At 59.3% G+C, this 25,528-nt stretch carries 29 protein-coding genes and 1 tRNA gene; 17 read left to right on the forward strand and 13 right to left on the reverse strand.

Going from position 1 to position 25,528, the window contains the following annotated elements; genetic code table 11:
* Positions 1 to 53 precede the first annotated feature (53 nt).
* The 8 genes from ACKUG4_RS25640 to ACKUG4_RS25675 all read left to right on the forward strand — a co-directional run bounded on the left by ACKUG4_RS25640 (position 54) and on the right by ACKUG4_RS25675 (position 7,535).
* Positions 54 to 614: an ester cyclase gene (locus ACKUG4_RS25640; protein ID WP_445435104.1), complete on the forward strand. Its 561-nt coding sequence runs from the start codon at positions 54 to 56 to the stop codon at positions 612 to 614.
* 25 nt (positions 615 to 639) lie between these two features.
* Entirely contained in the window at positions 640 to 1,149 is a 510-nt protein-coding gene (locus ACKUG4_RS25645; RefSeq protein ID WP_445435105.1) for a disulfide bond formation protein B, read from the forward strand.
* Between the two features lie 825 nt (positions 1,150 to 1,974).
* Positions 1,975 to 2,916 carry a ubiquinol oxidase subunit II gene (cyoA, locus tag ACKUG4_RS25650; protein ID WP_011335843.1) on the forward strand — a complete coding sequence of 314 codons (942 nt, stop codon included), beginning with the start codon at positions 1,975 to 1,977 and terminating at the stop codon, positions 2,914 to 2,916.
* 3 nt (positions 2,917 to 2,919) lie between these two features.
* Entirely contained in the window at positions 2,920 to 4,950 is a 2,031-nt protein-coding gene (gene cyoB, locus ACKUG4_RS25655; protein ID WP_064383941.1) for a cytochrome o ubiquinol oxidase subunit I, read from the forward strand.
* 3 nt (positions 4,951 to 4,953) lie between these two features.
* Positions 4,954 to 5,580 (forward strand): cytochrome o ubiquinol oxidase subunit III, encoded by a 627-nt coding sequence (locus ACKUG4_RS25660; RefSeq protein ID WP_007956720.1) that lies wholly within the window; start codon positions 4,954 to 4,956, stop codon positions 5,578 to 5,580.
* Positions 5,580 to 5,915, forward strand: coding sequence for a cytochrome o ubiquinol oxidase subunit IV (gene cyoD / locus ACKUG4_RS25665; protein WP_007956718.1), 336 nt, complete (start codon positions 5,580 to 5,582; stop codon positions 5,913 to 5,915). Before ACKUG4_RS25660 ends, cyoD begins: the two co-directional genes overlap by 1 nt.
* A gap of 10 nt (positions 5,916 to 5,925) precedes the next feature.
* On the forward strand, positions 5,926 to 6,813 hold the full coding sequence (gene cyoE / locus ACKUG4_RS25670; RefSeq protein WP_039765651.1) for a heme o synthase: 888 nt from the start codon (positions 5,926 to 5,928) through the stop codon (positions 6,811 to 6,813).
* 230 nt (positions 6,814 to 7,043) lie between these two features.
* The gene (locus ACKUG4_RS25675; RefSeq protein WP_011335841.1) at positions 7,044 to 7,535 is read left to right on the forward strand and encodes a RidA family protein; all 492 of its coding nucleotides are present in this window, start codon (positions 7,044 to 7,046) and stop codon (positions 7,533 to 7,535) included.
* A gap of 70 nt (positions 7,536 to 7,605) precedes the next feature.
* Here the strand turns inward: ACKUG4_RS25675 and ACKUG4_RS25680 are convergent, their stop codons facing one another.
* The 4 genes from ACKUG4_RS25680 to ACKUG4_RS25695 all read right to left on the reverse strand — a co-directional run bounded on the left by ACKUG4_RS25680 (position 7,606) and on the right by ACKUG4_RS25695 (position 10,428).
* Positions 7,606 to 8,310, reverse strand: a complete 705-nt coding sequence (locus tag ACKUG4_RS25680; RefSeq protein WP_039765656.1) for a hypothetical protein — start codon at positions 8,308 to 8,310, stop codon at positions 7,606 to 7,608.
* Positions 8,311 to 8,483: 173 nt separating this feature from the next.
* Positions 8,484 to 9,008 (reverse strand): hypothetical protein, encoded by a 525-nt coding sequence (locus ACKUG4_RS25685; RefSeq protein WP_445435106.1) that lies wholly within the window; start codon positions 9,006 to 9,008, stop codon positions 8,484 to 8,486.
* Between the two features lie 64 nt (positions 9,009 to 9,072).
* Entirely contained in the window at positions 9,073 to 9,477 is a 405-nt protein-coding gene (locus ACKUG4_RS25690; RefSeq protein WP_085610942.1) for a GNAT family N-acetyltransferase, read from the reverse strand.
* A 45-nt stretch (positions 9,478 to 9,522) separates the two neighbouring features.
* Positions 9,523 to 10,428 (reverse strand): LysR family transcriptional regulator, encoded by a 906-nt coding sequence (locus ACKUG4_RS25695; protein ID WP_064599264.1) that lies wholly within the window; start codon positions 10,426 to 10,428, stop codon positions 9,523 to 9,525.
* A gap of 102 nt (positions 10,429 to 10,530) precedes the next feature.
* Here ACKUG4_RS25695 and ACKUG4_RS25700 point away from each other — a divergent pair, with 102 nt between their 5' ends.
* On the forward strand, positions 10,531 to 11,703 hold the full coding sequence (locus ACKUG4_RS25700) for an aspartate aminotransferase family protein (RefSeq protein ID WP_445435107.1): 1,173 nt from the start codon (positions 10,531 to 10,533) through the stop codon (positions 11,701 to 11,703).
* Between the two features lie 8 nt (positions 11,704 to 11,711).
* On the opposite strand, the gene ACKUG4_RS25705 is transcribed toward ACKUG4_RS25700, so the two are convergent.
* The 5 genes from ACKUG4_RS25705 to ACKUG4_RS25725 form a co-directional block, all read right to left on the reverse strand.
* Positions 11,712 to 11,966 carry a Txe/YoeB family addiction module toxin gene (locus tag ACKUG4_RS25705; protein WP_011335833.1) on the reverse strand — a complete coding sequence of 85 codons (255 nt, stop codon included), beginning with the start codon at positions 11,964 to 11,966 and terminating at the stop codon, positions 11,712 to 11,714.
* Complete coding sequence (locus ACKUG4_RS25710) at positions 11,963 to 12,217, reverse strand: type II toxin-antitoxin system Phd/YefM family antitoxin (protein WP_039765667.1); 255 nt, start codon at positions 12,215 to 12,217, stop codon at positions 11,963 to 11,965. The genes ACKUG4_RS25705 and ACKUG4_RS25710 overlap by 4 nt, the downstream gene beginning before the upstream one ends.
* Positions 12,218 to 12,416: 199 nt before the next feature.
* Positions 12,417 to 14,336, reverse strand: a complete 1,920-nt coding sequence (locus ACKUG4_RS25715; protein WP_445435108.1) for an alkaline phosphatase D family protein — start codon at positions 14,334 to 14,336, stop codon at positions 12,417 to 12,419.
* A gap of 71 nt (positions 14,337 to 14,407) precedes the next feature.
* Positions 14,408 to 15,154: a hypothetical protein gene (locus ACKUG4_RS25720; RefSeq protein WP_445435109.1), complete on the reverse strand. Its 747-nt coding sequence runs from the start codon at positions 15,152 to 15,154 to the stop codon at positions 14,408 to 14,410.
* Positions 15,155 to 15,274: 120 nt separating this feature from the next.
* Entirely contained in the window at positions 15,275 to 15,628 is a 354-nt protein-coding gene (locus tag ACKUG4_RS25725; protein ID WP_082934444.1) for a hypothetical protein, read from the reverse strand.
* Positions 15,629 to 15,747: 119 nt separating this feature from the next.
* Between ACKUG4_RS25725 and ACKUG4_RS25730 the strand changes: the two genes are divergently transcribed.
* Complete coding sequence (locus ACKUG4_RS25730) at positions 15,748 to 16,494, forward strand: hypothetical protein (protein WP_064599255.1); 747 nt, start codon at positions 15,748 to 15,750, stop codon at positions 16,492 to 16,494.
* A 24-nt stretch (positions 16,495 to 16,518) separates the two neighbouring features.
* Here the strand turns inward: ACKUG4_RS25730 and ACKUG4_RS25735 are convergent, their stop codons facing one another.
* From ACKUG4_RS25735 to ACKUG4_RS25745, 3 genes are all read right to left on the reverse strand, one after another.
* Complete coding sequence (locus tag ACKUG4_RS25735; protein WP_085649338.1) at positions 16,519 to 16,884, reverse strand: hypothetical protein; 366 nt, start codon at positions 16,882 to 16,884, stop codon at positions 16,519 to 16,521.
* A 110-nt stretch (positions 16,885 to 16,994) separates the two neighbouring features.
* Positions 16,995 to 17,324 carry a hypothetical protein gene (locus tag ACKUG4_RS25740; RefSeq protein WP_445435110.1) on the reverse strand — a complete coding sequence of 110 codons (330 nt, stop codon included), beginning with the start codon at positions 17,322 to 17,324 and terminating at the stop codon, positions 16,995 to 16,997.
* Positions 17,325 to 17,417: 93 nt separating this feature from the next.
* Positions 17,418 to 17,502, reverse strand: a tRNA-Leu gene (locus tag ACKUG4_RS25745).
* 108 nt (positions 17,503 to 17,610) lie between these two features.
* Between ACKUG4_RS25745 and queA the strand changes: the two genes are divergently transcribed.
* The 6 genes from queA (at position 17,611) to ACKUG4_RS25775 (ending at position 23,695) form a co-directional block, all read left to right on the forward strand.
* Entirely contained in the window at positions 17,611 to 18,660 is a 1,050-nt protein-coding gene (gene queA / locus ACKUG4_RS25750; RefSeq protein ID WP_443578484.1) for a tRNA preQ1(34) S-adenosylmethionine ribosyltransferase-isomerase QueA, read from the forward strand.
* A 14-nt stretch (positions 18,661 to 18,674) separates the two neighbouring features.
* On the forward strand, positions 18,675 to 19,790 hold the full coding sequence (gene tgt / locus ACKUG4_RS25755) for a tRNA guanosine(34) transglycosylase Tgt (RefSeq protein WP_161794909.1): 1,116 nt from the start codon (positions 18,675 to 18,677) through the stop codon (positions 19,788 to 19,790).
* A 43-nt stretch (positions 19,791 to 19,833) separates the two neighbouring features.
* Positions 19,834 to 20,169 carry a preprotein translocase subunit YajC gene (yajC, locus tag ACKUG4_RS25760; protein WP_007956696.1) on the forward strand — a complete coding sequence of 112 codons (336 nt, stop codon included), beginning with the start codon at positions 19,834 to 19,836 and terminating at the stop codon, positions 20,167 to 20,169.
* Positions 20,170 to 20,233: 64 nt separating this feature from the next.
* Positions 20,234 to 22,102, forward strand: coding sequence for a protein translocase subunit SecD (secD, locus tag ACKUG4_RS25765; RefSeq protein WP_039765691.1), 1,869 nt, complete (start codon positions 20,234 to 20,236; stop codon positions 22,100 to 22,102).
* 9 nt (positions 22,103 to 22,111) lie between these two features.
* Positions 22,112 to 23,026: a protein translocase subunit SecF gene (gene secF, locus ACKUG4_RS25770; RefSeq protein WP_445435111.1), complete on the forward strand. Its 915-nt coding sequence runs from the start codon at positions 22,112 to 22,114 to the stop codon at positions 23,024 to 23,026.
* Positions 23,027 to 23,146: 120 nt separating this feature from the next.
* Positions 23,147 to 23,695: a glycine zipper 2TM domain-containing protein gene (locus tag ACKUG4_RS25775; RefSeq protein WP_007956693.1), complete on the forward strand. Its 549-nt coding sequence runs from the start codon at positions 23,147 to 23,149 to the stop codon at positions 23,693 to 23,695.
* A 97-nt stretch (positions 23,696 to 23,792) separates the two neighbouring features.
* Here the strand turns inward: ACKUG4_RS25775 and suhB are convergent, their stop codons facing one another.
* Positions 23,793 to 24,611 carry a type III secretion system regulator SuhB gene (gene suhB / locus ACKUG4_RS25780; RefSeq protein ID WP_007941397.1) on the reverse strand — a complete coding sequence of 273 codons (819 nt, stop codon included), beginning with the start codon at positions 24,609 to 24,611 and terminating at the stop codon, positions 23,793 to 23,795.
* A 145-nt stretch (positions 24,612 to 24,756) separates the two neighbouring features.
* Here suhB and trmJ point away from each other — a divergent pair, with 145 nt between their 5' ends.
* Entirely contained in the window at positions 24,757 to 25,527 is a 771-nt protein-coding gene (trmJ, locus tag ACKUG4_RS25785; protein WP_007956692.1) for a tRNA (cytosine(32)/uridine(32)-2'-O)-methyltransferase TrmJ, read from the forward strand.
* Position 25,528 lies beyond the last annotated feature (1 nt).

Consider the following 25,528-nt stretch of genomic DNA (forward strand, 5'->3'; position numbering starts at 1 on the left):
TCCCCGATGCTGATGATAGGCGCTCGTTCGTTTACATGATCAGGATCGTCCCCATGTCGCACTTCGCCTCTTCCCGTCGTTTCAGCCTGGCCACGTTGGGCCTGTCGCTTGTCTTGCTGTCCAGTCCGTTCGCCTTCGCCGAATCCGCGTTGATCCAGCCGCAGACCCTGATCGTCGATCAGAGCCTGCCCAAGGCCCAGCGTGATGCGATGGAACTGGCGGCGCGGCGTTATGGCAGTTTCTGGAACACGGGCGAAGAGGCGTTGGCCACCGCCGCCCTGTCGCCGCAGTTCGTCGACAAGACCCCGCCGGAAGGCCGGGTGCAGGGGCCGACCGGGCCGTTGCTGGCGTCGAAGTTCTTTCGCACGGCGGTGCCGGACTTGAGTTGCGAGATCGAGCAAATGATCGTCGCCGGGGATCGCGTGGTGGTGCACCTGCACTTTCGCGGGCATTTCACCGGCACGTTCAAGGCTCTCAATGGGCAGGGCCAGCGTGTAGACTTCCGGGCAACCGATATCTATCAGATCGACAACGGTCGCATCGCGGCCAATTGGCATATCGAAGACAACATCAGCCTGATGGCGCAACTGCAAGCGCAGCCGCCGGCCAGCTGAACCATGGACATGAAAGGGAAACGCGATGAGCGAGGAAACGATTCGATTGGGACGTGAACGGCGCTATCTGGTGTTGCTGGGCATCATCTGCCTGGCGCTGATCGGTGGCGCGCTGTACATGCAGATCGTGCTGGGCGAGGCGCCGTGCCCGCTGTGCATCCTGCAGCGTTATGCGTTGCTGCTGATCGCGTTGTTCGCGTTCATCGGCGCGGCCATGCGCACCCGGCGCACCATCACCGTGTTCGAGGTGCTGGTGGTGATTTGTGCCATCGCCGGGGCCGGCGTCGCCGGGCATCACGTGTACACCCAGTTCTATCCGGCGGTGAGCTGCGGCATCGATGTGTTGCAGCCGATCGTCGATGACCTGCCGCTGGCGAAGATCTTCCCGCTGGGCTTCCAGGTTGACGGTTTCTGCTCGACGCCGTACCCGCCGATCCTCGGCCTGTCGCTGGCGCAATGGGCGCTGGTGGCCTTTGTGCTGGTGGTGATTCTGGTGCCGCTGCTGACCTCGCGTAACCGAAAAGCATTGCGCTGAATCAACTTTTCGGCGCCTGCGCCGATAATACAAACGCCTCGATTTGCGGTGACGCAAATCGAGGCGTTTTGCATTTCAGGGTCTTGGTGAAAACACCGTGACGAACGGCAAGGAAGGGTGCGACAGGTGTGCGACATGTTGTCACACGCGCCCAGTCGCAGCGCGGTTCACAGGCCCGGATTGGAGTGCTGTTACAAAAAAGGATTGGTCTGTTTCAGCGTTTTTTGGTTTTTGCACGGGAGTGCCGGATCAGGCAGTTTTAACAGACTCTGACAGATGGCCAAAAGCCTTGGCATATCGGGCTTTGCGCGGATCGCGCCGTGGGAAAAAGCTCTCGGAGCTGTCTGAACTGAGGCCGATAGGCCTACATTTTTTGATGTTTTTGTTGAGAATCGATTTCGATAACATGGGGCACTTTTGCAAAAACGATGATGGATTGTTGCTCTGAGCGATAAAAATTATTTCGGGATAAGACATGGTGTATAGGGCGCTACCTATCTACAATCGCCCGCACTGAATTCCCGGCACTGTTCAGCCTTTATTAAGGAGGCGAGCAGGAAGTCGGGTGTCGGGCAGCCGAGAGGCTTGCGAGACACCCAGGTGTCGGTGCCTTTCCAACTTTCCGCACCAAATGGAATTGGTCTGTAACAAGGCCTTTGACCACGAATTCGAATAAGAACTGACCGCTGTCCCAGGTTTTGTCGAGCGTCTGACGCGCGACGGGCGGCCCTTATTCAATCCAAAGAAAATGCCAACCCTTGGCAGGGTGAAGTGTTGGCGATCAAAACCCAACTGCATTGCGCAAGCTGCTTTAGAGGTCGTGAGATGAGTAAAAACAGGTACCCCAGATTACTAGGCCTAGTGCCGCTGCTCGGCACGTTGTTGCTGGGAGGCTGCAACATGACCTTGCTCAATCCAACGGGCCAGGTCGGCCTGGAACAGCGCAACCTGATCATCACCGCCACGCTGCTGATGCTGTTGGTCGTTGTGCCGGTCATCGTCATGACCTTCCTGTTCGCCTGGAAGTACCGCGCCTCCAACAAGAACGCCGTCTACACCCCGAAATGGTCGCACTCGACCAAGATCGAAGTGGCAGTCTGGACCATCCCGGTCCTGATCATCATTGCCCTGGGTTACATCACCTACAAGTCGACCCACTCGCTGGATCCGTATCGTCCGATCGAATCCGACGTCAAGCCGGTGACCATCGAAGTGGTCGCGCTGGACTGGAAGTGGCTGTTCATCTACCCGGAACAAGGCATCGCCACGGTCAACAAGATCGTGTTCCCGGCGCACACCCCGGTTAACTTCCGGATCACTTCGGACGCGGTGATGAACTCGTTCTTCATCCCGGGCCTGGGCGGCCAGATCTACGCGATGGCGGGCATGACCACCAAGCTGCACCTGATCGCTGACCGCAACGCTGAAATGGACGGTATCTCCGCCAACTACAGCGGCGCTGGTTTCACCGGTATGAAATTCAAAGCGATCGCAACTTCTCAGGAAGATTTCGACGCCTGGGTAAGTGAAGTCAAAAAGGCACCTAAACAGCTTGAAGCCGCTGAATACGCAGCCCTTGCCAAGCCAAGCCAGAACAATCCAGTCGAGCTCTACTCCTCGGTCACGCCGAACCTGTTCCAGACCATCGTCGACAAGTACGAAGGCATGAAACCAGGCAAGCCGCTGAAGCACGAGAAGAAAGAGAAAGAAGTGGCGGCAACGGATATGGACTCGAATTCGCATTCAGCTGCCGGGGCAGAGGAGTAAACGATGTTTGGTAAATTAAGTTGGGAAGCGATCCCTTTCCACGAGCCGATCGTGATGGTCACCATCTCGATGATCGCGCTCGGTGGTCTGGCGTTGTTCGCTGCAATCACCTACTTCAAGAAGTGGACTTACCTGTGGACCGAGTGGCTGACGTCGGTCGACCACAAGAAAATCGGCGTGATGTACATCATCGTCGCCATGGTCATGCTGCTGCGCGGTTTTGCCGACGCCATCATGATGCGGACCCAGCTGGCCATGGCCACCGAGGGTTCGCCTGGCTACCTGCCACCTGAACACTATGACCAGATCTTCACCGCTCACGGTGTGATCATGATCATCTTCATGGCGATGCCATTCTTCACCGGCCTGATGAACCTTGCAGTGCCGCTGCAGATCGGCGCGCGTGACGTTGCGTTCCCGTTCCTGAACTCCCTGAGCTTCTGGCTGCTGGTGTCCGGCGTCGTGCTGATCAACCTGTCCCTGGGCGTCGGCGAATTCGCCAAGACCGGCTGGGTTGCCTATCCACCGCTGTCGGGTCTGCAATACAGCCCTGGCGTGGGGATGGACTACTACATCTGGGCGCTACAGCTATCGGGTCTGGGTACAACGTTAACCGGGGTCAACTTCCTCGCGACCGTGCTGAAAATGCGTACCCCTGGCATGAAACTGATGGACATGCCGATCTTCACCTGGACCTGCACCTGGGCAAACGTTCTGATCGTGGCTTCGTTCCCGATCCTGACCGCTACCCTGGCACTGCTGACCCTTGACCGTTACATGGATTTCCACATTTTCACCAATGAACTTGGTGGCAATCCAATGATGTACGTCAACCTGTTCTGGGCATGGGGCCACCCTGAGGTTTACATCCTGATCCTGCCGGCATTCGGCATTTTCTCGGAAGTCATCTCGGCCTTCACCGGCAAGAAACTGTTCGGCCACCACTCGATGATCTACGCCTCGGGCGCGATCTCGGTACTGGGCTTCATGGTTTGGCTGCACCACTTCTTCACCATGGGTTCGGGTGCCAGCGTCAACGCCTTCTTCGGTCTGGCGACGATGCTGATTTCCATCCCGACGGGTGTGAAGCTGTTCAACTGGCTGTTCACCATCTACCAGGGCCGTCTGCGCTTCACCAGCCAGGTTCTGTGGACCCTGGGCTTCATGGTGACCTTCGCCATCGGCGGCATGACCGGCGTACTGCTGGCCATCCCGGGTGCTGACTTCGTTCTGCACAACAGCCTGTTCGTGATCGCGCACTTCCACAACGTGATCATCGGCGGCGCGGTATTCGGCTACATCGCAGGTTTCGGCTTCTACTTCCCTAAAGCGTTCGGCTTCAAGCTGCACGAAGGCTGGGGTAAAGCAGCGTTCTGGTTCTGGATCTCGGGCTTCTTCGTCGCGTTCATGCCGCTCTACGCTCTGGGCTTCATGGGCATGACCCGTCGTCTGAACGCCACCACCAACCCTGAGTGGGTACCGTACCTGTACGTTGCCATGTTCGGTGCGGTGATGATTGCTGTGGGTATCGCCTGCCAGCTGATCCAGCTGTACGTGTCGGTGCGTGACCGCAAGAAACCGGAAAACATGTGCGAACACGGTGACCCGTGGAATGCCCATACCCTGGAATGGTCGACCTCGTCGCCACCTCCGTTCTACAACTTCGCTGTACTGCCAAAGGCAGACTGCATCGATCCGTTTACCGAGGCCAAGGAAAACGGTACCGCGTACAAGGCTCCGGCCAAGTACGAACCGATCCACATGCCGAACAACACCGCCACTGGCGTGGTGATGGGCGCACTGCTGACCGTGTTCGGTTTCGCGATGATCTGGCACATCTGGTGGTTGGCGATCGCCAGCCTGGCCGGCACTGTCATCTACTTCGTGATCCACGCAGCACGTGACGATCAGGGCTACATGGTGCCGGTCGACGTGATCGAGCGCATCGAAGCCGAGCAGCACAAGCGTCTGGTAGCGGCCGGGAAGATCCCTGCTTCCGCAACCCGTGTTGAAACCAAGTTGGAACAGGCTTAAACAATGTCGAACTTAGTGACCAATGCTGGACACGCCCATGGTCATGACCATGGGCACGATGACCATCACCACGACTCGGGCGAGATGACCGTATACGGTTTCTGGCTCTACCTGATGACCGACTGCATTCTGTTTGCGTCGATCTTCGCGGTGTACGCGGTACTGGTAAACAACGTCGCCGGTGGCCCGTCGGGCCACGACATCTTCGAACTGCCATACGTGCTGGGCGAAACCGCTCTGCTGTTGTTCAGTTCGATCACCTACGGCTTCGCCATGCTGGCGTTGTACAAGGGTAAAAAGCAGCAGGTTCTGGGCTGGTTGTTCATGACCTTCCTGCTCGGCGCAGGCTTCATCGCCATGGAGATCAACGAGTTCCACCTGCTGATCTCCGAGGGCTTCGGTCCTAGCCGTTCGGGCTTCCTGTCGGCGTTCTTCACGCTGGTCGGTACCCACGGTCTGCACGTGTCCGCCGGTCTGATCTGGATGGGCATCATGATGTACCAGGTCAACAAGCACGGCCTGACGGCGACCAACAAGACCCGTCTTAGCTGCCTGAGCCTGTTCTGGCACTTCCTGGACGTGGTGTGGATCTGCGTATTCACCGTTGTTTACCTGATGGGGACCCTGTAATGGCTAATGCACACTCCCATGACAGCCATGATGCTGGCCACGGCAGCGTTAAGTCGTACGCCATCGGCTTCATCCTGTCGGTAATCCTGACCGTCATCCCGTTCGGCCTGGTGATGTTCCCGACCCTGCCGAAGTCGACGACGCTGGCAATCGTCCTGCTGTTCGCCGTGATCCAGGTGATCGTTCACCTGTATTACTTCCTGCACCTGGACCGTTCCATCGCTCAACGTAACAACGTGATTGCGTTCGTCTTTACGGCCATCGTGATCGTGCTGCTGGTCGGTCTGTCGCTGTGGATCATGTTCAGCATCCACACCTACATGATGGCGAAGTGAGGTAAACCCGATGTCGCTCAAGCACTTTATCCAAATCACCAAACCGGGGATCATTTTCGGTAACGTGCTTTCTGTGGCAGGCGGGTTCTTCCTGGCCTCGAAAGGGCATGTCGATCTGGCCGTGTTTCTGGCAGCCATGATCGGCACTTCCCTGGTCGTGGCCTCCGGTTGCGTGTTCAACAACTGCATCGACCGCGACATCGACCTGAAGATGGAGCGCACCAAGAACCGGGTGCTGGTCCAGGGCTTGATCTCCCTGAAACTGGCCCTGGTCTATGCGACCGTCCTGGGTGTCGCCGGCGTTGCGTTGCTGTACAAGGTGGCCAACCCGTTGGCTGCCCTGTTCGCCGTGATCGGCTTCATCATCTACGTCGGCTTCTACAGCCTGTACCTCAAGCGCAAGTCGGTTCACGGCACGCTGGTGGGCAGTCTGTCGGGCGCGATGCCGCCGGTGATCGGTTACGTGGCCGTGACCAACAGCTTCGACATGGCCGCGCTGACCCTGCTGGTGATGTTCAGCCTGTGGCAGATGCCGCATTCCTACGCCATCGCGATCTTCCGCTTCAACGATTACCTGGCCGCATCGATTCCGGTGCTGCCAGTGAAGCGCGGGATCCAGGTGGCCAAGAAGCACATCCTGTTCTACATCCTGGCCTTCCTCGTGGCGACCTTGATGCTGACCTTCAGCGGTTACGCCGGCATGAGCTACCTCGCCGTCGCCGCGGCCATGGGCATGTACTGGCTGTACATGGCCTGGACCGGCTACAAGGCGGTGGATGACACGGTCTGGGCACGCAAGCTGTTCGTGTTCTCGATCTTCACCATCACCGCGCTGAGCGTCATGATGTCCCTGGACTTCAAGGTGCCGACCGAGCTGCTGCTGACGTACGCGCCGTAAGGTTCGAACGTTGTACGAGAAACCCCGTTCATCGAGAGATGAGCGGGGTTTTTTGTTGCTCGGATGATGGAGAAACGACGTCCTTTGTCGTGAACAGCCTCGCTACCAAAGGGGTGCGGTAATCAGCCATTCCCTCGAAACGACTAGCTAGAAATCGACAGGTTGCGATCAACAGGCAAAAGCCCTAGATTCGGATCCAACTTCATGCATCGATCAAGAGGCTGGGCGAAATGACTGAGAGGATGACCTGCGACGAGCGATTCATTGCCCTGGCAAAAGAGCTGAACTACGACATCAATGGCGAGAACACGGTGGGTGGCAATTACGCGCCGTTGATCCGTCATCGCGATGAGATCTACATCAGCGGCATGGTGCCGCGCACCGAGGGCAAGATTCAGTATCCAGGGCGGGTGGGGCAGGAGTTGACGCTCAAGGATGCGCAGGCCGCGGCGAGCATCAGTGCGATGCGCTGTCTGGCCTTTATCGTCGATGCAGTCGGTTCGCTGGACAAGGTCAGGTCGTTGTTGCGGGTCACGGTGTACGTGAAGTCCACGCCGGATTTCGTTGACCTCAGCGAAGTCGCCAATGGCGCGTCGGATGTGTTCAGTTATGTGTTGGGCGATGTCGGGCGACACACCCGCACCACCGTCGGCGTCTATCAGTTGCCGAAAAACGCAGCCATCGAAGTCGATATGATCGCCGCAGTGCATCCTTCGGCGTAATCGCTGAAAGCCGCACAACAAAAAGCCCCGCCTGAATTTCAGTGCGGGGCTTTTTTGTCAGCGCCCGGTATTACTGGGCGGCGATGCTGTAGCCATCAAACGCGGTCTGCTGTTGCAGGGCGGTGATGATGTTCTTGCGGTTGATCGCGTGTTCGGTGCCGGCGTTGTCGACGAAGGTTTCGCCTTCGATTTCCGCCTCATCGCCTTCGCCGACGAAGGTGAAGCCGAGGAATTCCAGCGCCTCGCGATCCACGCTCAGGCGCGAACGCGGTGTGCGCATTGGCAGGGTCACGCTGATGCCGTCCTTGCTGATGCTGAACACTTCGACGTCTTTCTTGGCGCGTGCGGCCTTGCTCTTGCCGCCGCTCGGGTTGCTGATCGCCTGATGGGTCTGGTTCAGAACCTTGAGGGCCAGGCCATAGACGATTTCCTGGAACGCCGGATCGTCCTTGAAGCTGGACAGGATGCGGCTGATCGGGAATTTGCTGCTCAGATCTTCGAGGGCGGCGATGTCGGCAGCCTCGGCGTCCTTCAGGCGCTTGAGTTCGCCCATCAGCTCGTAAGCCTGGTCGTCATCGAAGCGGTCGTGGGCCTGACGGATCGCGGCGCGCAGTTCGCGGATCTGATCGCTTTCGCGGCTCGACTGGAACGCGTCCAGCACCATCTCGCTGATGATCTTCGCCTGTGGGATGTGTTGTGAAAGATTGATGGAGTTTTCGTATTCCGCTTTGGACGACAGAGTGACTACGGATTCAGCGGTGTTGAAATCGGACATTGAAATTTCACTACTTTTTTAACTTGAGATGAGACGAGAAAGCGCTGGGGGCTTTTTCAGGCCGACTAATTTAGGGGAGCGCGGCAGCGTTGTCACGGAGCAAGGGGCCGGCGGTGCCGATTATTTATCCGGATGATTTGTGAAGGGCAACCAGACACCGCGCGTGCCTTGGCTCATTCATTGGCGACAGCGTTCTCCGGTAGCCGCCGGGATGTCAGGCCACGCAGCGTCCAGTAGAGCTTCAGAGAACGGGTACCGATCAGACCGCAAATGAAGCCCGCAATGCAGGCTTTGAGCAGCAGCATGTCCGGGGACGCGGAACGCTCCGGATGCACGTCATGCTGATAATTGAAGTAGTAGTTCGCGGAAAAGAACATCAGGTACATGATCAGGATTTTTGGGGTGCCCGGCATGATCAGCCCTTTCGCAGAGTCGTCGAGCACCACGCCCCGGCGGGAGAACACCAGCCAGGCCGAGAGACCGCCCAGCAACAGCGCGCCGAGCCAGGTGCTGAAAAACAAGGCCGGGTTGATCGACAGGTTCAGGGAGTACAGCGACCACGCCAAAAACGCCGGGGGTGTTATCAGCATAGAGGCACGGCTTTCGCGGCGGGGAGAGAACGCCTTTATACCGAAACAAACCACCAGCAGAAAAATCAGGTAAACCCGTATCGGAGTGTTTTGCAGAATCGTGAGCATTGCGCAGCATCCATGCTGGAAAAGGAGGAGGGTGGAGCATAGTCGGGGTCACAGTAACCGTCGGCTATTTCAGTCGCAAACGCTCCATCGCGATCACCGAGGTTTCAAACCCCAGGCTGGCAAAAAACGCTTCCGCACCTTCGCGGCCGGCACGCAGAACCCAGGTAATGTCGGTGTTGTCGCCCATCACATGTTCGACCAGCGCCCGCCCGATTCCCGCGCGCCGGTGTTGCCCGTCGACCACGACCATCGACAGGTAACCGTTGGACAAACCATCGGTGATGCCACGGGCGAAACCGACAACCTGCTGGCCGCTCAATGCAACGGCAGTGCGTTGGGAGTTCTGAACAAGCTTTGCGAAATGCTCGGCGGTGCCGGTGCGATGACCCCAGCCGTGCCGCCCCAGAAACTGCCTTGCGGCCTCGACTTCCGTCGGCAGGAGGTCGCGTATTGAAATGTCCTTGTTCATTCGTTGATCCCGTCCCTGGTGTATTTCCAACAGTAGTCGCGTTGCTTACGGTCTGCCCCACATCTGCATGGCGAACTCGACGAAGCGACGCAGTTTCGGCAGCCGATAGCGATCCGGCGCGTAAAGCAGATGCATCGGGCGGTTCGGCGGCTGGTAGTCCGGCATCACGACGACCAGTCGGCCGTCGCGCAGATCCTGTTCCACCAGTGCATCCGGCAGCATCACGATGCCCATGCCGGTGCGCGCGGCCTGATGCAGGCCGGCGGAGCTGTTGATCAGCATCGGGCCTTTTACGTCGACCATGATGTCCCCGTCCGGGCCGCTGAGGCGCCACTGCTTTTCCACCGATTGCCAGTCATCGCCGGCGGGGTAGGCGAAGGACAGACAGTCGTGCTGGCGCAGTTCTTCAGGCGTGAGCGGCATGCCGCGTCGGGCCACGTATTCCGGGGAGGCGCAGACGGTCAGGGTGTAGTCGATCAGCGGGCGGGCGATCAGGTTGGACTGGTCGAAGTGGCCCAGTCGGAAGGCCACGTCGAGACCGCTTTCCAGCAGATCAGGGCGGCGGTTGGTCAGGATCACATCGAGTTTGACCTGCGGACATTGCAGGGAAAACTCGCTGAGCGCCGGGGCCAGGCGTTCGACGCCAAAGGTCAGCGGCGCGGTCACCCGCAGGATGCCGCGCGGTTCATCCAGCGTCTGTTCGGCGAGGCGTTCGGAGTCGGCGACCAGACCTAATACCTCCAGGCAGCGCTGGTAGTAAACGCTGCCGAACTCGGTCAGCCGCTGGCGGCGGGTGGTGCGTTGCAGCAATTGCACACCGAGCCGTTGCTCCAGTGCCCGCAGGTGATTGCCCACCATGGTCGTGGACATTTCGCACTGCAGCGCGGCCGCCGTCATGCTGCCGGACTCCACAACCTTGACGTACACGCTCATCGACTGGAACAGATCCATTATCAAGCCCGACTTTTAAATGATTGAAGTTTTGCCGAGTTTATCCAGTTCAGGTGGATAACCATACTGCCAGCACCTCTCACCTCGCTGGAGTTTGCCGACATGACCGCCGCCCTGATGAACACCTATCAACCGCTGGACCTGAGCTTCATCAAAGGCCTGGGCACCCGACTCTGGGATCAGGCGGGCCGCGAGTATCTGGACGCGGTGGCGGGCGTGGCGGTGACCAATGTCGGTCACTCGCACCCGCGCATCGTGTCGGCGATCAGCGAGCAGGCGGGATTGCTGCTGCACACCTCCAACCTCTACAGCATCGACTGGCAACAGTCGCTGGCGCAGAAGCTGACGCGGCTGGCAGGGATGGAGCGGGCGTTCTTCAACAACTCCGGTGCCGAGGCCAATGAAACCGCACTGAAACTGGCGCGCCTTTACGGCTGGCGCAAAGGCATCGAGCAGCCGCTGGTGGTGGTGATGGCCAACGCGTTTCATGGCCGTACCCTCGGCACCTTGTCCGCCAGCGATGGCCCGGCGGTGCGGCTCGGTTTCAATGACTTGCCCGGGGATTTCGTCAAGGTTCCGTTCGGCGATCTTGAGGCGCTGGAGCAGGTACAGCGCAAGCATGGCCAGCGAATCGTGGCGATTCTGGTCGAGCCGATTCAGGGTGAAAGCGGCGTGCAACTGGCGCCGTCCGGCTACCTCAAGGCCCTGCGCGAGCTGTGCAACCGTCACGCCTGGCTGCTGATGCTCGACGAAATCCAGACCGGTATCGGCCGTACCGGTCGCTGGTTTGCGTTCCAGCACGAAGGCATCGTTCCCGACGTCATGACCCTCGCCAAGGGTCTGGGCAACGGCGTGCCGATCGGCGCCTGCCTGGCACGGGGCCGAGCGGCGGATCTGTTCACCCCCGGCAGCCACGGCAGCACCTTCGGCGGCAATCCATTGGCGTGTCGGGTGGGCTGCACCGTGCTCGAGATCATCGAGGAACAAGGCCTGCTGGAAAATGCCAGGGTCCAGGGTGAGCGCCTGCTGACCCGCTTGCGTGCAGAGCTGGCAGACAATCCGAATGTGCTGGCGATTCGTGGACAAGGGCTGATGATCGGCATCGAACTCAAACAGCCGATCCGCGACCTGACACTGATTGCCGCGCGGGATCATGGACTGCTGATCAACGTCACTCGCGGCAAGACGATTCGGTTGCTGCCGCCGCTGACGATTGATGAGCGGGAGGTGGGGATGATTGTCAGAGGGGTGGGCCGTTCCCTGAGCCATGTCTGATCACTTGGTCAGTAGTGAAATCTGCAAGTTATGACGCAGATTTCGCCGTCTACGATCGCATAGACCAAGCGATGCTCGGCAGTTATCCGCCGTGACCAGAAGCCGCTCATGTTGTGCTTGAGTGGCTCCGGTTTACCCAAGCCTTCAAAGGGTTGGCGCTGGATCGCTTTGATCAAAAGATTGATTCGTTTGAGACCGGCCTTATCGTTTTGTTGAAACCATAAGTAGTCTTCCCAGCCCGTTGGCGTGAACTGGATTTTCATTCTTCAATCAGTTGCCTGACTTTGGCTTTTCCAGCGCGCATTTCGCCAATCGATTTGATCAAGCGCTCGGCATTGGCCGGAGAACGCAGCAGATAAGCCGTTTCTTCCAGCGCGTTGTATTCGGCCAGAGACATCATCACTACAGGCTCGCCTTTTTGGCGGGTTACCAGAAGCGGGGCGCAGTCTTCATTCACGCGATCCATGGTTTCGGCCAAGTGCGCACGAGCTGTGGTGTAGTTGATAGTGTCCATGTTGTAGTCCTCGCTTGATGCAAAGAACGTACAGAAATGAGTACAGGATGACAAGGCGATACCTATCAGTGGTTGCGCCACAGACGGGCTGCCTGCGGTGTGCTGAGTATCACCGAAGTCCCATCAAGACGTTTCTGGGTCTTCTGTAAGCTGATTCCGACGAGCCTGCCATCCCTCTCACTGTCTACGTGAGATTTTTCTAATCAGGGTAGTCCGACAAATCCGGCGCCAGCATCCGGGTCTTCGGTGCGCCGTTCGCGTTGTGCTGGATGATGTCGCTCGGCTGTCCCTGATGATTGAAAAATACCTGACCGATCCCCGCCGAATTCCACAACCGTTCACCCGCTTCGGCGTGTTCCGGCACGTACGGGACGATGCGCATGCGGCGGCGTTTGGTCAGCCAGTTGAGTGGCGAGCGCGGTGAATAGAGCCAGCGGTTGAGACGGTCGAACCATTCCAGCAGGGTCGGGGGAAATTCGTTCTTGATGCCGCTGCTGGTGATCTGCCAGATGCGCGGCCCGGCCTTGCGGTGTCGGATCAGGACTTCGTAGACGAAGGAATAATGCACGTCGCCTGACAGCACCACGTAACTGCCCGGTGTACGTGAGTGTCGGAAAATGTTCAGGATCACCTGGGCGGCGCCGCGATGGGCCATCCAGTTTTCCGCGTCCACCAGCAGTGGATAACCGCACCAGCTGAAAACTCGCTGCACGGTTTCGATCAGCTTCACGCCGAAGATCGGCGCCGGCGAAACGATGATCGCCGAAGGATGGTCGAGCAGTTCCTGCTGCAGTTCGCTCAATGCTTCCCAGTCCAGCAAACCCGACGGTTGCTTGAGCGCCATTTCGCTGCGCCAGCGTCGGGTTCGGGTGTCGAGCACCACCAGTGCCGGGCTGGTTGGCATTACGAAATGCCATTGCTGAAAGCGCAGCAGTTCCTCAATCAATTCGTCCTGCACGGGAGCGTCGAGATAGCGGTCATAGCCGCTGGCGCTCAGGCCTCGGGTTTTCTCCAGTACAGCGCTGAATGCATCCGGATTGTTGCCCCAACCCTGACACAGCATGTAGGCGATCAGCGCGTTGCCGATGATGCGTTTGGAGAACGGGTGGCCGTAGGCCGTTTCCTCCCATTGCGCGGACAGGTTCCAGTCGTCGGTGATGTCGTGGTCATCGAAGATCATCAGGCTCGGCAAATGCGCCAAGGCCCGGGCCACCTGGCCGAGGCCGGCCTTGAACCCGTCGATGCGGGTCTGTTCGAGGGCATAGCGCTTGAGGCGTTCCGGCGTCAGCGCTGGCGGCTGCGGATTGACCAGCGCCCAGGGCGTTGGCGACCACACCAGCAAATACATCGCCATGACTTCAGCGAAGGTCACGAGGTGATTGTCGGCGCTGCTGCTGGTGAAAATCGGTTTGCGCGCACCGCCGAAGAAACGCTCGCGCAATGTCTCGTTGCTTTCCAGTGCCGGCAGCAAATCCGCGCGGTGGTAGTAGCTGGCCGGGTGTTCGTAGAGTTTCGCGCTGTCACTGACCACCGCGCCTTCGAGGTGCTCACCGAACAGGCCGAGGCGCTCGATCAGGGCGTGAATCGCCCGCAACATCGGACCGGCCACATCGTCGGCGTAAACCTGATCACCGCTCATCATCAACAGGGCGGGACGTTGCTGCGGATCGGTTTCGGCGGCCAGCAACCGGTCAACACAGAGCAGGCCGTCGGCGGCCGGGTGATGGGGTTTGCGGCAGGAACCGTGGAGCAACTGGTCGATGCGCGAGCGCAGGACGAAGTTCGGGCAGGTGGCGTCGTCGTAGAGCAGGTGTGGCGCCCATTCGGCGATGGGCTGCAAGCCATCGATCAACAGGTCGTAGTCGATGCGGGTGTCGCAGGGCAGGGCGGTTTCCAGCGGAACGTCGATCAGGTGAACAAACGCCCGGGAGCCTACCGGAATGATCGTGCATTTACCTGCACCCAGTGGAATGTCTCCTACGCCTTGCAGGCGCAGGGTCAGCGACAGCTCGCGGCTGCCCACCAGCCAAAGCACTAAGCGCGTTGGCTCCAGCCGTCGCAGCAACGGCCCGGCCAGAATAGCGGGCAGCAGGCTCAGGTCATCAGGTGTCGGAGGCATCAGGGGAAAAGCTCAAGGCGCACAGGCCGGCGATGATAGCGCAGCCGGCGCCTCGAACCCTTAAATCAGGCTTAAGAGCCTGTTTTTTCCAGCTTCAGCGCCAACAGGCGCCATTCGGCAGGTGTCGCGTCGACGCTTGGCTGTTCCTGTACGGAGCAGTCGAAGCGGTACGTCACGTCGTCGCCATTCATGTTCCGCGCGGTGACGGTGTTGCTGAAGGAGTAAACCTGATCCTTGAAGCGCTGCGGCGTGAGGCTTTTGCTGTCAGCAAACCGGGCAGAGGCGGGGAAGCGCAAGGTGCTGGTCACGAACGGGCTGCACATGACATACGCGAGCATCGACTTGTCGCCCTGCGCGTCGGCGCGCAGTTTTTTGCTCAGCGCCGTCAGGGCCTTGCGCCCCTCATCATCACTCTGGTCGATCACGGATTGCACCGACATCGACTTCGGCGCGCGACTGGCATAGTTCGGCAACAACGCGGAATCCGCTGGAGAGGGCTTGTTGTCCGGCTCGATAGCGGCAAACACCGGCGCATCTTTCAGCGCAGCAGGGCTTGCAACCGCCTCGGCTTCCGGCAGCAACGAGGTCGGCTCGGCTTGCTGCTGTGCCACGACGTTTGCAGTCTGCGCGGCTTCGTAGCGATGCGCCGACGGGAACAGTGAAAAAGTGATCGCCAGCACCACCATCGAAACAATGAAACCGCCCGCGACACCGACCAGGTTGGCGTAAAACAGATTCCAGCTGCCGCGGTTTTTCACCACCCAGCGCCACATGAAACCCCAGGCCGCGACAAATGCCAGAAAACGCAGAAACTCCATTCGATCCTTTCCTTAAACCTGCAAAACCTGAATTCAGCGCTCGCAGTGCTGAGATGGGCGGCAAGATAGCAAAATAGACATCCGCTGCTACAGCAACCATCGCATTCAACGCCGGTAAAATTATTTGAGTGCAAAAAACATGAATGTTGTCAGGCCGGCCACGGTGCCGCAAAGGCCTGCCAGTAGCTGACGCGCAACAGGATGTTCGACCTGCGATCGATGGGATACCAGCATCCATACACCCACCAGCGCCGCAGCGGTTGTCAGCATCTGCAGCACTGTGCCCATGAGCCCGGGTATGGGCGGCCGGTCCGCCCCGAACAAGCGAATGTAAAACTCCGAGACCACCACGCCTACCATCATGCCGCTGGCGGCACCGAGCATATTGGCGAGGATCAGATTCCAGGCACCACGCTGCCTGACAACCCATACCCACATGGCCGCCCAGGCAAAAAACATAACGGCTATTTCCATCGCATTCTTCCTTCGGAATCGGTGTTGATCAGGCCCTTGGCACCTTGGTCGACAGTGGACGGCAAGATAGCAAAATAGTAGCGTCGCGCCACTGACTTCATCTCCGTAATGGACTACTCATGCCTGCTCTCAAAACCTGCCGTCTGTTTTGTGTGTTCGTCTTTGCTACCACGCTGACCCCGGCATTCGCCGCCTGGAAAGAGCACCCGGAAAACAGCTGGAAGTATTACCTCGCCAACTGTCAGCGCATGCAGGAAAAAATGGCCGACGTCCAAAGCGGTCGCGTGCCCGGTGCCTTTGAGGTGATGGGCGATCTGGAGAACAGTCAGGGGAGCATGAATGAACACCGCCCAAACCTGCCTCCCCAATACCTCGCCTCCGGGGAATTCGCTCAATGCGAAAACGTGGCGGCCGAGGCCGATGCGATGATTGCCCGTGGCAAAGCCGAGTTCGCCGACAGAATGAACCAGGCCGCCGAGCAAGGCCGCATCGCCCACCAGAACTCCCCCGAATACCAACGCGCCCGTTCACTCGGCTACAGCGATGTCGGCGAAATCTCCTTCCTCAAACTTCACGAAGACATGGACGGCGAAGCCCGCCTGAAAACCATGCTGATTACCGTCGATCAAGTCTGCGGCCAATACTTTCGCGCCACGCAGTATGTGAAGCCGTATGTGATCTACACCGTGCGGCCGTCGGATGGCGGGTGTGGCGAGGAAAAGCGCGTGGCGATCGTCGGCGGCAGATCGGTGGAGAAGGGCGATTACATCGATGAGCGGGGCGAGTTTCAGTATGTGGGCTGGAAGAAGATTGTCGGTGCGGATGGGTTTGCGACGGATATTCGTGTGTTGAAGGCTCGGCGCTGACTGCAAAACAGTCACGCCGTCCTGTCACGTGTGGGGGAAATAATTCACCGCGAGAAACATCAGGGTCGCCATGCCGGCAGCCAGGCCACACACCGCGCCGAGCAACTGACGTGCGACCGGGTGTTCGGGTTGGCGGCGATTGGCAATCCAAAGCCATACCCCCGCCAGAACACCCGCGCTGGTGAGGAACACCACCAGACTGCGATTCAGGTTGGGGGTCGCCATCGACGTACCAATGACTGCGTCGTAAATCAGCGTGAACACAATGCCGGTAACCACACCACTTCCGGCGCCGGCAAGGTTGGCCAGCAACAGGTTCCACTCACCTCGTTGCTTCACCACCCATAGCCAGGTTCCAGCCATCACCAGCAAGCACAACACAGCATCCATTTTGGTTTATTCCCGAGTGCGCGATGACAGAGGCGGTTGACAGGCCTCTAGCGAGTGGACGGCAAGATATCAAAATAGAAGCTTCGCGCCACTTTCTTCATCTGCGTAGCTTAAAGAATGTCCTTCAAATAACCCTTGAGCGCGAGGAGCGGCTGATCCAGTTGCTCCAGCGATTGCGCCTGGCGGAAGTCGGCCGACAACTTGTGCAGTTCCCGCCCCAGCGGTTTCTCGACGCCACCCAACGCATCCATCGCCAGCGTCAGGCACTCGTTCATTTTGAACTGGATCGTCTCGACATCACCCCGGCGCACCAGCAGTTCGAACACATCCTTCTGATAGTCGCCCATGACCATGTCATCGCGCAGAATCGGGCTCAGGCCTTCTTCCTCGTACGCGAGTTTGAGGGAGAACAGGGCGACGGTTTCCAGTGACGTTTCCATGGGGTGAACCTGTGTGGGATCTCGCCGGAGGCCCGACGGCACTTTCCGACAGACGAAAAAAAAGGCCTTGCTAAGCAAGACCTTTTCTAATTTTGGTGCCCCGAGGGAGACTCGAACTCCCACTCCTTTCGAAAACGGATTTTGAATCCGCCGCGTCTACCAATTCCGCCATCAGGGCTCAATGGCGGCGAAGTATAGAGAGGTGCCTACCGTTGGTCAATCACGTTTCATGGTCAATTTTCGATATTTCCGCTAGACTTTCCGGCCCTGCTAGACGAACCCCATCATGCGCGTTGCTGACTTTACCTTCGAGCTTCCTGATTCGCTGATTGCCCGCCATCCTTTGGCCGAGCGTCGCGGTAGTCGCCTGTTGACCCTGGATGGGGTCAGCGGCGCCCTGGCACACCGTCAATTCACTGATCTGCTGGAGCATTTGCGCCCCGGCGATCTGATGGTGTTCAACAATACCCGGGTGATTCCGGCGCGCCTGTTCGGGCAGAAGGCCTCCGGCGGCAAGCTGGAAATCCTCATCGAACGCGTGCTCGATACCCACCGCGTGCTGGCCCATGTGCGTTCCAGCAAGTCGCCGAAACCGGGTTCGAAGATCCTGATCGACGGCGGCGGCGAAGCCGAGATGCTGGCGCGTCACGATGCGCTGTTCGAGCTGGGGTTTGCCGAAGAAGTGCTGCCGCTGCTCGATCGCGTCGGGCACATGCCGTTGCCTCCTTATATAGACCGCCCGGACGAAGGTTCGGATCGCGAGCGCTATCAGACCGTGTATGCCGAGAAGCTCGGCGCGGTGGCGGCACCGACCGCCGGGCTGCATTTCGATCAGACGCTGATGGAAGCGATCGCCGCCAAGGGTGTCGAGACGGCGTTCGTCACGCTGCACGTCGGCGCCGGCACGTTCCAGCCGGTGCGTGTCGAAAAGATCGAAGATCACCACATGCACACTGAATGGCTGGAAGTCGGTCAGGACGTGGTCGATGCCGTCGCCGCTTGCCGTGAGCGTGGCGGTCGCGTCATCGCTGTCGGCACCACCAGCGTGCGTTCGCTGGAGAGCGCCGCCCGCGATGGCGTACTCAAGCCGTTCAGCGGCGACACCGACATCTTTATCTTCCCCGGCCGGCCGTTCCATGTGGTCGATGCCCTGGTCACCAATTTCCATTTGCCCGAGTCCACGCTGTTGATGTTGGTTTCGGCGTTCGCCGGTTATCCGGAAACCATGGCCGCCTACAAAGCCGCCGTGGACAACGGATACCGCTTTTTCAGCTACGGTGATGCGATGTTCATCACCCGTAATCCCGCTCCCCGCGGCCCAGAGGAATCCGTATGAGTCGCACCTGTCGTATGTCGTTCGAGCTGCTTGCCACCGATGGCAAGGCCCGTCGTGGTCGTCTGACCTTCCCTCGTGGCACCGTCGAGACCCCGGCCTTCATGCCGGTGGGCACCTACGGCACGGTCAAGGGCATGTTGCCGCGTGACATCGTCGCCACCGGCGCGGAGATCATTCTGGGCAACACTTTCCACCTGTGGCTGCGCCCGGGTACGGAAGTGATCAAGGAGCACGGCGACCTGCACGATTTCATGCAGTGGAAAGGCCCGATTCTGACCGACTCCGGCGGTTTCCAGGTGTTCAGCCTCGGCGCCATGCGCAAGATCAAGGAGGAGGGCGTGACCTTCGCCTCTCCGGTCGACGGCTCGAAAGTGTTCATGGGCCCGGAAGAATCGATGCAGGTCCAGCGCGACTTGGGCTCCGACATCGTGATGATCTTCGACGAATGCACCCCGTACCCGGCTGACGAAGACGTCGCCCGTGTGTCCATGGAGCTGTCGCTGCGCTGGGCTCAGCGTTCGAAGAATGCCCATGGCGACAACACGGCAGCGCTGTTCGGCATCGTTCAGGGCGGCATGCACCAGGACCTGCGCATGCGCTCGCTGGAAGGCCTGGACAAGATCGGTTTCGACGGCCTGGCCATCGGCGGTCTGTCGGTGGGCGAGCCCAAGCACGAAATGATCAAGGTGCTGGACTACCTGCCGGGCATGATGCCGGCTGACAAACCTCGTTACCTTATGGGCGTTGGCAAACCGGAAGATCTGGTTGAGGGTGTGCGCCGCGGTGTGGACATGTTCGATTGCGTGATGCCAACCCGTAATGCCCGCAACGGGCATCTGTTCATTGATACAGGCGTGCTGAAGATCCGTAACGCGTTCCATCGCCATGATGATTCGCCGCTGGATCCGACCTGCGATTGCTATACCTGCCAGAACTTCTCCCGCGCTTATCTGCATCATCTGGACAAGTGCGGCGAAATGCTCGGCAGCATGCTCAATACCATCCACAATTTGCGCCATTATCAGGTGCTGATGGCTGGTTTGCGCGAGGCTATTCAACAGGGTACATTGGCCGCCTTTGTCGATGCCTTCTACGCCAAACGCGGGCTTCCCGTTCCGCCTTTGGACTGAGTTTTCTGACCCCAAGATTCAACATTTGCAACTGGAGTGCTAAATGAGCTTTTTTATCTCTAATGCCATGGCTGACGCGGCTGCACCGGCTGCAGCGCCTATGGGCGGCGGCTTCGAGTGGATTTTCCTGGTCGGCTTCCTGGTCATCTTCTACCTGATGATCTGGCGTCCACAGGCCAAGCGCGCCAAAGAGCAGAAGAACCTGCTGAGCAGCCTGCAAAAGGGCGACGAAGTGGTTACCACTGGCGGCATCGCCGGCAAGATCACCAAAGTGGCCGATGACTTCGTGGTTCTGGAAGTTTCCGACACCGTGGAAATGAAGTTCCAGAAGGGCGCCATCGCCGCCACGCTGCCAAAAGGCACGCTGAAAGCGATCTAAGGTTCCAACTTCTACTCAATCGACGGGGCGCGCAAGGCGCCCCGCGTTCATAACGGGCGGCGTGATGCTGAACAAATATCCTCTGTGGAAATACATTCTGATCCTGGCGGTGCTGGCGATCGGTCTGATTTATTCCGCTCCGAATCTATACCCCGATGACCCGGCCATTCAGATCAGCGGCGCCAGCACGGCTCTGCAGGTCAATCAGGCCGATCTGGATCGCGTGAGCACCGCGCTCAAGGAATCCGGGATCAACGTCAAGGCTTCGAGCCTGGCTGCGAACGGCAAGGGCGGTCTGATCCGTCTGACCAAGGCTGAAGACCAGCTGCCGGCCAAGGACGTTGTCCGCAAGGCATTGGGTGATGACTACGTCGTCGCGCTGAACCTGGCACAAACCACCCCGCAATGGCTGCGCAGCGTGGCCGCGCACCCGATGAAGCTGGGTCTGGACTTGTCCGGTGGTGTGCACTTCCTGCTGGAAGTGGACATGGACAAAGCCCTCGACGCCCGCCTGAAAGTCTACGAAGGCGACGTCAAGAGCCTGTTGCGCAAAGAGAAACTGCGTTATCGCAGCCTGCCGCAACTCAATGGCGCCATTCAGCTGGGCTTCAGCGATGCCGATTCCCGCGAACAGGCCCGCGCGCTGATCCGCAAGAATTTCAACGATTTCGACATTGTTCCGGCCGACCTCAACGGTCAACCGGTGCTGCGTCTGGCGATGACCCCGGCCAAGCTGGCGGAAATCCGTGAATACTCCATCAAGCAGAACTTGACCACGGTACGTAACCGCGTCAACGAGCTGGGTGTTGCCGAACCGATCGTCCAGCGTCAGGGCGCCAACCGTATCGTGGTTGAGCTGCCGGGCGTGCAGGACACTGCCGAAGCCAAGCGTATCCTCGGCAAGACGGCTAACCTGGAGTTCCGTCTGGCTGCAGAGCCGGGTGCTTCGAAAGCCACTTCCGAAACTTTCGAATTCCGCGAAGGCAATCGTCCTCCTGCCCAGATCGAGCGTGGCCTGATCATCACCGGTGACCAGGTGACTGACGCCAAGGCCGGCTTCGGTGAGCACGGCACTCCTGAAGTGAACATCCGTCTGGATGGCCATGGTGGCGAGCTGATGAGCCGTGCGACCCGCAGCAACGTCGGTCGCAGCATGGCGGTGATCTTCATCGAGCAGCGCCCGGTCACCACTTACACCAAGCAAGTGGTCGACGGCGTCGAGAAAGACGTCGCGGTGCAGACCTTCAAGGAAGAGAAGAAGATCATCAGCCTGGCGACCATTCAGTCGCCGCTGGGTGCGCAGTTCCGTATCACCGGCCTGAACGGCCAGGGCGAGTCGTCCGAACTGGCGCTGCTGCTGCGTGCCGGTGGTCTGGCTGCTCCGATGTACTTCGCTGAAGAGCGCACCATCGGCCCGAGCCTCGGTGCGGACAACATCACCAAGGGTATCGATGCATCGCTGTGGGGCATGCTGTTCGTCTCGCTGTTCATCATCGCCATCTACCGTTTCTTCGGCCTGATCGCCACCGTCGCACTCGCGGTGAACATGGTGCTGCTGCTGGCGCTGATGTCGCTGCTGGGTGCCACGCTGACCCTGCCGGGTATCGCCGGTATCGTGTTGACCATGGGTATGGCGGTCGACGCCAACGTACTGATCTTCTCGCGGATTCGTGAAGAGATCGCCGCCGGCATGACCGTGCAGCGTGCAATCAACGAAGGCTTCGGTCGGGCATTCACTGCGATTCTCGACGCCAACCTGACCACCTTGCTGGTCGGCGGCATCCTCTTCGCCATGGGCACCGGCCCGGTGAAGGGCTTCGCAGTCACCATGTCCCTCGGGGTTCTGACTTCGATGTTCACGGCCATCATGGTCACCCGCGCGATGGTCAACCTGATCTTCGGCGGTCGTGACTTCAAGAAGTTGTGGATTTAAGGGGCTGCCATGTTACGTACAATCAACTTCATGGGCGTCCGCAACTTTGCGTTCGGCGTCACCGTATTCCTGACCTTGCTGGCAATCTTCAGTGTGTTCCACAAGGGCATGAACTGGGGTCTGGACTTCACCGGCGGTACGCTCATCGAGCTGACCTACGAGCGTCCGGCCGATGTCACCAAGGTGCGCGAGCAACTGGTTTCTTCCGGTTATCACGAAGCCGTGGTGCAGAACTTCGGCGCGACCACCGATCTGCTGGTGCGCATGCCGGGTGAAGACCCGCAGCTGGGCCATCAGGTGGCGGAAGCGCTGCAGAAGGTCGGCGGCGACAACCCGGCGACCGTCAAGCGCGTCGAGTTCGTCGGCCCGCAGGTCGGTGAAGAGCTGCGCGACCAGGGCGGCATTGGAATGCTGCTGGCGCTCGGCGGCATCCTGATCTACCTGGCTTTCCGCTTTCAGTGGAAGTTTGCGGTCGGCGCCATCGTGTCGCTGATCCACGACGTGATCGTGACTGTGGGTATCCTGTCGTTCTTCCAGATCACCTTCGACCTGACGGTGCTGGCGGCGGTACTGGCGATCATCGGTTACTCGCTCAACGACACCATCGTCGTGTTCGACCGGGTGCGTGAGAACTTCCGTGTTCTGCGCAAGGCCACGCTGATCGAGAACATCAACATCTCGACCACGCAGACCTTGCTGCGGACCATCGCGACCTCGGTTTCGACCTTGCTGGCGATCGCGGCGCTGCTGTTCTTCGGCGGTGACAACCTGTACGGCTTCTCCCTGGCGCTGCTGGTGGGTGTTCTGGCGGGTACCTACTCGTCGATCTACATCGCCAACGTGGTGCTGATCTGGCTGAACCTGTCGACCGAAGATCTGATTCCGCCGGTCAACACCGAGAAGGAAGTCGACGACCGTCCATAACGGCCATCGTTTTCCCGGTTGTCAGTCAAAAAAGACGCGAGTTGAACTCGCGTCTTTTTTTTTGCTCCAAGGCTGGGAGAAGCGCGGGCGCGTCCCGCATGTGATGGTCAGGAGGTTCATGTGAACAAGTCGTTGCTGGTTGGTGCGGTATTGGGTGCTGTCGGTGTGACTGCCGGGGGTGCTGTTGCCACCTACAGCCTGGTTAAAAGCGGCCCTGAGTATGCGCAAGTGCTGGCCGTAGAACCGGTCAAAACACAGATCAAGACTCCACGTGAAGTGTGCAAGGATGTGACAGTGACCCGGCAGGCGCCGGTGAAAGATCAACACCAGATTGCCGGCACCGTGGTCGGTGCGCTGGCAGGTGGTCTGCTGGGTAACCAGATCGGCGGCGGCACCGGCAAGAAGATTGCCACGGTGGCCGGTGCGGTCGGTGGTGGTTACGCCGGTAACAAGGTTCAGGAGGGTATGCAGGAGCGTGATACCTACACCACGACTCAGACTCGCTGTAACACGGTGAATGACATCAGCGACAAGGTTGTGGGCTATGACGTCCGGTATTCGCTGGACGGCAAGGAAGGCAAGGTGCGGATGGATCGTGATCCGGGCAACCAGATCCCGGTCGACAAGGAAGGCAAGCTGATCCTGTCGCAGAACGAGCCGGGCCAGTGACTGGTTGACGGCTTATAAAAAAAGCACCCTTCGGGGTGCTTTTTCATGCCCATAAAAAAACACCCCGAAGGGTGTTTTTTTTGGTTTCGCGAAACGCTTAGCGCTTCAGCGAGGCCGGCAGGTGCGGCTGGATCGCCGTCAGAACTGCCTTGAAGCATTTGGTGTTGCCGGCAACGACGTGGCCCTTCTCAAGGAAATCGTGACCGCCGGTGAAGTCGCTCACCAGGCCGCCTGCTTCCTGAATCAGCAGGGCGCCAGCAGCCATGTCCCACTCGGACAGGCCCGACTCCCAGAACGCGTCGAAACGGCCGGCGGCCACGTAAGCCAGGTCCAGGCTCGCCGAACCGGCGCGGCGGATGCCGGCAGTCTGGCCAACCAGGGCGCGGAACATGCCCAGGTAGTTGTCGAGGTTGTCCATCTGGTCGTCACGGAATGGGAAACCGGTACCGAGCAGAGCGCCGTCCAGGCTGGTACGACCGCTGACACGCAGGCGACGACCGTTCAGTTGAGCGCCGCGACCACGGCTGGCGGTGAATTCTTCCTGGCGAACCGGATCCAGAACAACGGCGTGTTCCAGGCGACCACGGTATTTGCAGGCAATGCTGACAGCGAAGTGAGGAATGCCACGCAGGAAGTTGGTGGTGCCGTCCAGCGGATCGATGATCCACAGGTATTCTTCGCCTTCGATGCCGGTGCCGGCGTGCAGGCCGGTCTCTTCACCCATGATCGAGTGATTCGGGTAAGCCTTGCGCAGGGCGTCGATGATTTTCTGTTCGGCGGCGCGATCGACCTCGGATACGTAATCCTTGGCGTCTTTTTCGTCGACCTTGATGGTATCCAGGCGCTCGATGGAGCGGAAGATCAGTTCACTGGCGCTGCGGGCGGCGCGCAGCGCGATATTCAGCATGGGCTGCATGGATGTGTCACCTAAGGTTGTTAAAGAAAGCCGCGCATTCTATCAGAACTTTTCTTCAGGTGAAGGTCGCTGTTCGCTTTCATAGCTTAACGGTAGGCTGTTCTGTAAGATTTGCACCCCTTTGCCGAGTCCGAGAGCGCCCGCCGTGCTGCAAAATATTCGTGTCGTCCTGGTCAACACCAGCCATCCGGGAAACATCGGCGGGACCGCGCGCGCCATGAAAAACATGGGCCTGTCACGCTTGGTGCTGGTTGATCCGCGCGTCTTTCCGCATCACGAAGCCGATGCCCGCGCTTCCGGTGCCGGTGACATCCTTGAAAACGCGCAAGTCGTCGCCACCTTGGAAGACGCCCTGGTCGGTTGCAATCTGGTGCTCGGCACCAGTGCCCGTGACCGGCGCATTCCCTGGCCATTGCTGGACCCACGCGAGTGCGGGACCAAAGTGGTCGAGGAGGCCGGGCAGGGCGCGGAAATCGCGCTGGTGTTCGGTCGTGAAGATTCCGGCCTGACCAATGACGAGCTACAGCGATGTCACTATCACGTGCACATCCCCTCGGATCCTGAGTTCAGCTCGCTGAACCTCGGGGCGGCGGTGCAGGTGTTGAGCTATGAAGTGCGCATGGCGTGGCTGGCTGCACAAGGTCAGCCGACCAAGATCGAGAAGGAAGAAGTGGCCTCCGTGAAAAGCGCAGAGCTTGCGACCATGGATGAGTTGGAGCGGTTCTATGAACACCTGGAGCAGACCCTGGTGGCCATCGAATTTCTCGATCCGGAAAAGCCGCGGCACTTGATGGCGCGCCTGCGCCGGTTGTACGGACGCAGCTCGGTCAGCCGGGCGGAAATGAATATTTTGCGTGGCATCCTCACGGAAACCCAGAAAGCGGCCCGTGGCGAGCTCCTTAAGCGGAAGGATTAAT

Source organism: Candidatus Pseudomonas auctus, from assembly GCF_048654275.1.
Lineage (GTDB): Bacteria > Pseudomonadota > Gammaproteobacteria > Pseudomonadales > Pseudomonadaceae > Aquipseudomonas > Aquipseudomonas pharyngis.

Coding starts and splice junctions, on each gene's coding strand:
- ACKUG4_RS25640 (WP_445435104.1), top strand. CDS start 54: ATGTCGCACTTCGCCTCTTCCCGTCGTTTCAGCCTGGCCACGTTGGGC.
- ACKUG4_RS25645 (WP_445435105.1), top strand. CDS start 640: ATGAGCGAGGAAACGATTCGATTGGGACGTGAACGGCGCTATCTGGTG.
- cyoA (WP_011335843.1), top strand. CDS start 1,975: ATGAGTAAAAACAGGTACCCCAGATTACTAGGCCTAGTGCCGCTGCTC.
- cyoB (WP_064383941.1), top strand. CDS start 2,920: ATGTTTGGTAAATTAAGTTGGGAAGCGATCCCTTTCCACGAGCCGATC.
- ACKUG4_RS25660 (WP_007956720.1), top strand. CDS start 4,954: ATGTCGAACTTAGTGACCAATGCTGGACACGCCCATGGTCATGACCAT.
- cyoD (WP_007956718.1), top strand. CDS start 5,580: ATGGCTAATGCACACTCCCATGACAGCCATGATGCTGGCCACGGCAGC.
- cyoE (WP_039765651.1), top strand. CDS start 5,926: ATGTCGCTCAAGCACTTTATCCAAATCACCAAACCGGGGATCATTTTC.
- ACKUG4_RS25675 (WP_011335841.1), top strand. CDS start 7,044: ATGACTGAGAGGATGACCTGCGACGAGCGATTCATTGCCCTGGCAAAA.
- ACKUG4_RS25680 (WP_039765656.1), bottom strand. CDS start 8,310: ATGTCCGATTTCAACACCGCTGAATCCGTAGTCACTCTGTCGTCCAAA.
- ACKUG4_RS25685 (WP_445435106.1), bottom strand. CDS start 9,008: ATGCTCACGATTCTGCAAAACACTCCGATACGGGTTTACCTGATTTTT.
- ACKUG4_RS25690 (WP_085610942.1), bottom strand. CDS start 9,477: ATGAACAAGGACATTTCAATACGCGACCTCCTGCCGACGGAAGTCGAG.
- ACKUG4_RS25695 (WP_064599264.1), bottom strand. CDS start 10,428: ATGGATCTGTTCCAGTCGATGAGCGTGTACGTCAAGGTTGTGGAGTCC.
- ACKUG4_RS25700 (WP_445435107.1), top strand. CDS start 10,531: ATGACCGCCGCCCTGATGAACACCTATCAACCGCTGGACCTGAGCTTC.
- ACKUG4_RS25705 (WP_011335833.1), bottom strand. CDS start 11,966: ATGAAAATCCAGTTCACGCCAACGGGCTGGGAAGACTACTTATGGTTT.
- ACKUG4_RS25710 (WP_039765667.1), bottom strand. CDS start 12,217: ATGGACACTATCAACTACACCACAGCTCGTGCGCACTTGGCCGAAACC.
- ACKUG4_RS25715 (WP_445435108.1), bottom strand. CDS start 14,336: ATGCCTCCGACACCTGATGACCTGAGCCTGCTGCCCGCTATTCTGGCC.
- ACKUG4_RS25720 (WP_445435109.1), bottom strand. CDS start 15,154: ATGGAGTTTCTGCGTTTTCTGGCATTTGTCGCGGCCTGGGGTTTCATG.
- ACKUG4_RS25725 (WP_082934444.1), bottom strand. CDS start 15,628: ATGGAAATAGCCGTTATGTTTTTTGCCTGGGCGGCCATGTGGGTATGG.
- ACKUG4_RS25730 (WP_064599255.1), top strand. CDS start 15,748: ATGCCTGCTCTCAAAACCTGCCGTCTGTTTTGTGTGTTCGTCTTTGCT.
- ACKUG4_RS25735 (WP_085649338.1), bottom strand. CDS start 16,884: ATGGATGCTGTGTTGTGCTTGCTGGTGATGGCTGGAACCTGGCTATGG.
- ACKUG4_RS25740 (WP_445435110.1), bottom strand. CDS start 17,324: ATGGAAACGTCACTGGAAACCGTCGCCCTGTTCTCCCTCAAACTCGCG.
- queA (WP_443578484.1), top strand. CDS start 17,611: ATGCGCGTTGCTGACTTTACCTTCGAGCTTCCTGATTCGCTGATTGCC.
- tgt (WP_161794909.1), top strand. CDS start 18,675: ATGTCGTTCGAGCTGCTTGCCACCGATGGCAAGGCCCGTCGTGGTCGT.
- yajC (WP_007956696.1), top strand. CDS start 19,834: ATGAGCTTTTTTATCTCTAATGCCATGGCTGACGCGGCTGCACCGGCT.
- secD (WP_039765691.1), top strand. CDS start 20,234: ATGCTGAACAAATATCCTCTGTGGAAATACATTCTGATCCTGGCGGTG.
- secF (WP_445435111.1), top strand. CDS start 22,112: ATGTTACGTACAATCAACTTCATGGGCGTCCGCAACTTTGCGTTCGGC.
- suhB (WP_007941397.1), bottom strand. CDS start 24,611: ATGCAGCCCATGCTGAATATCGCGCTGCGCGCCGCCCGCAGCGCCAGT.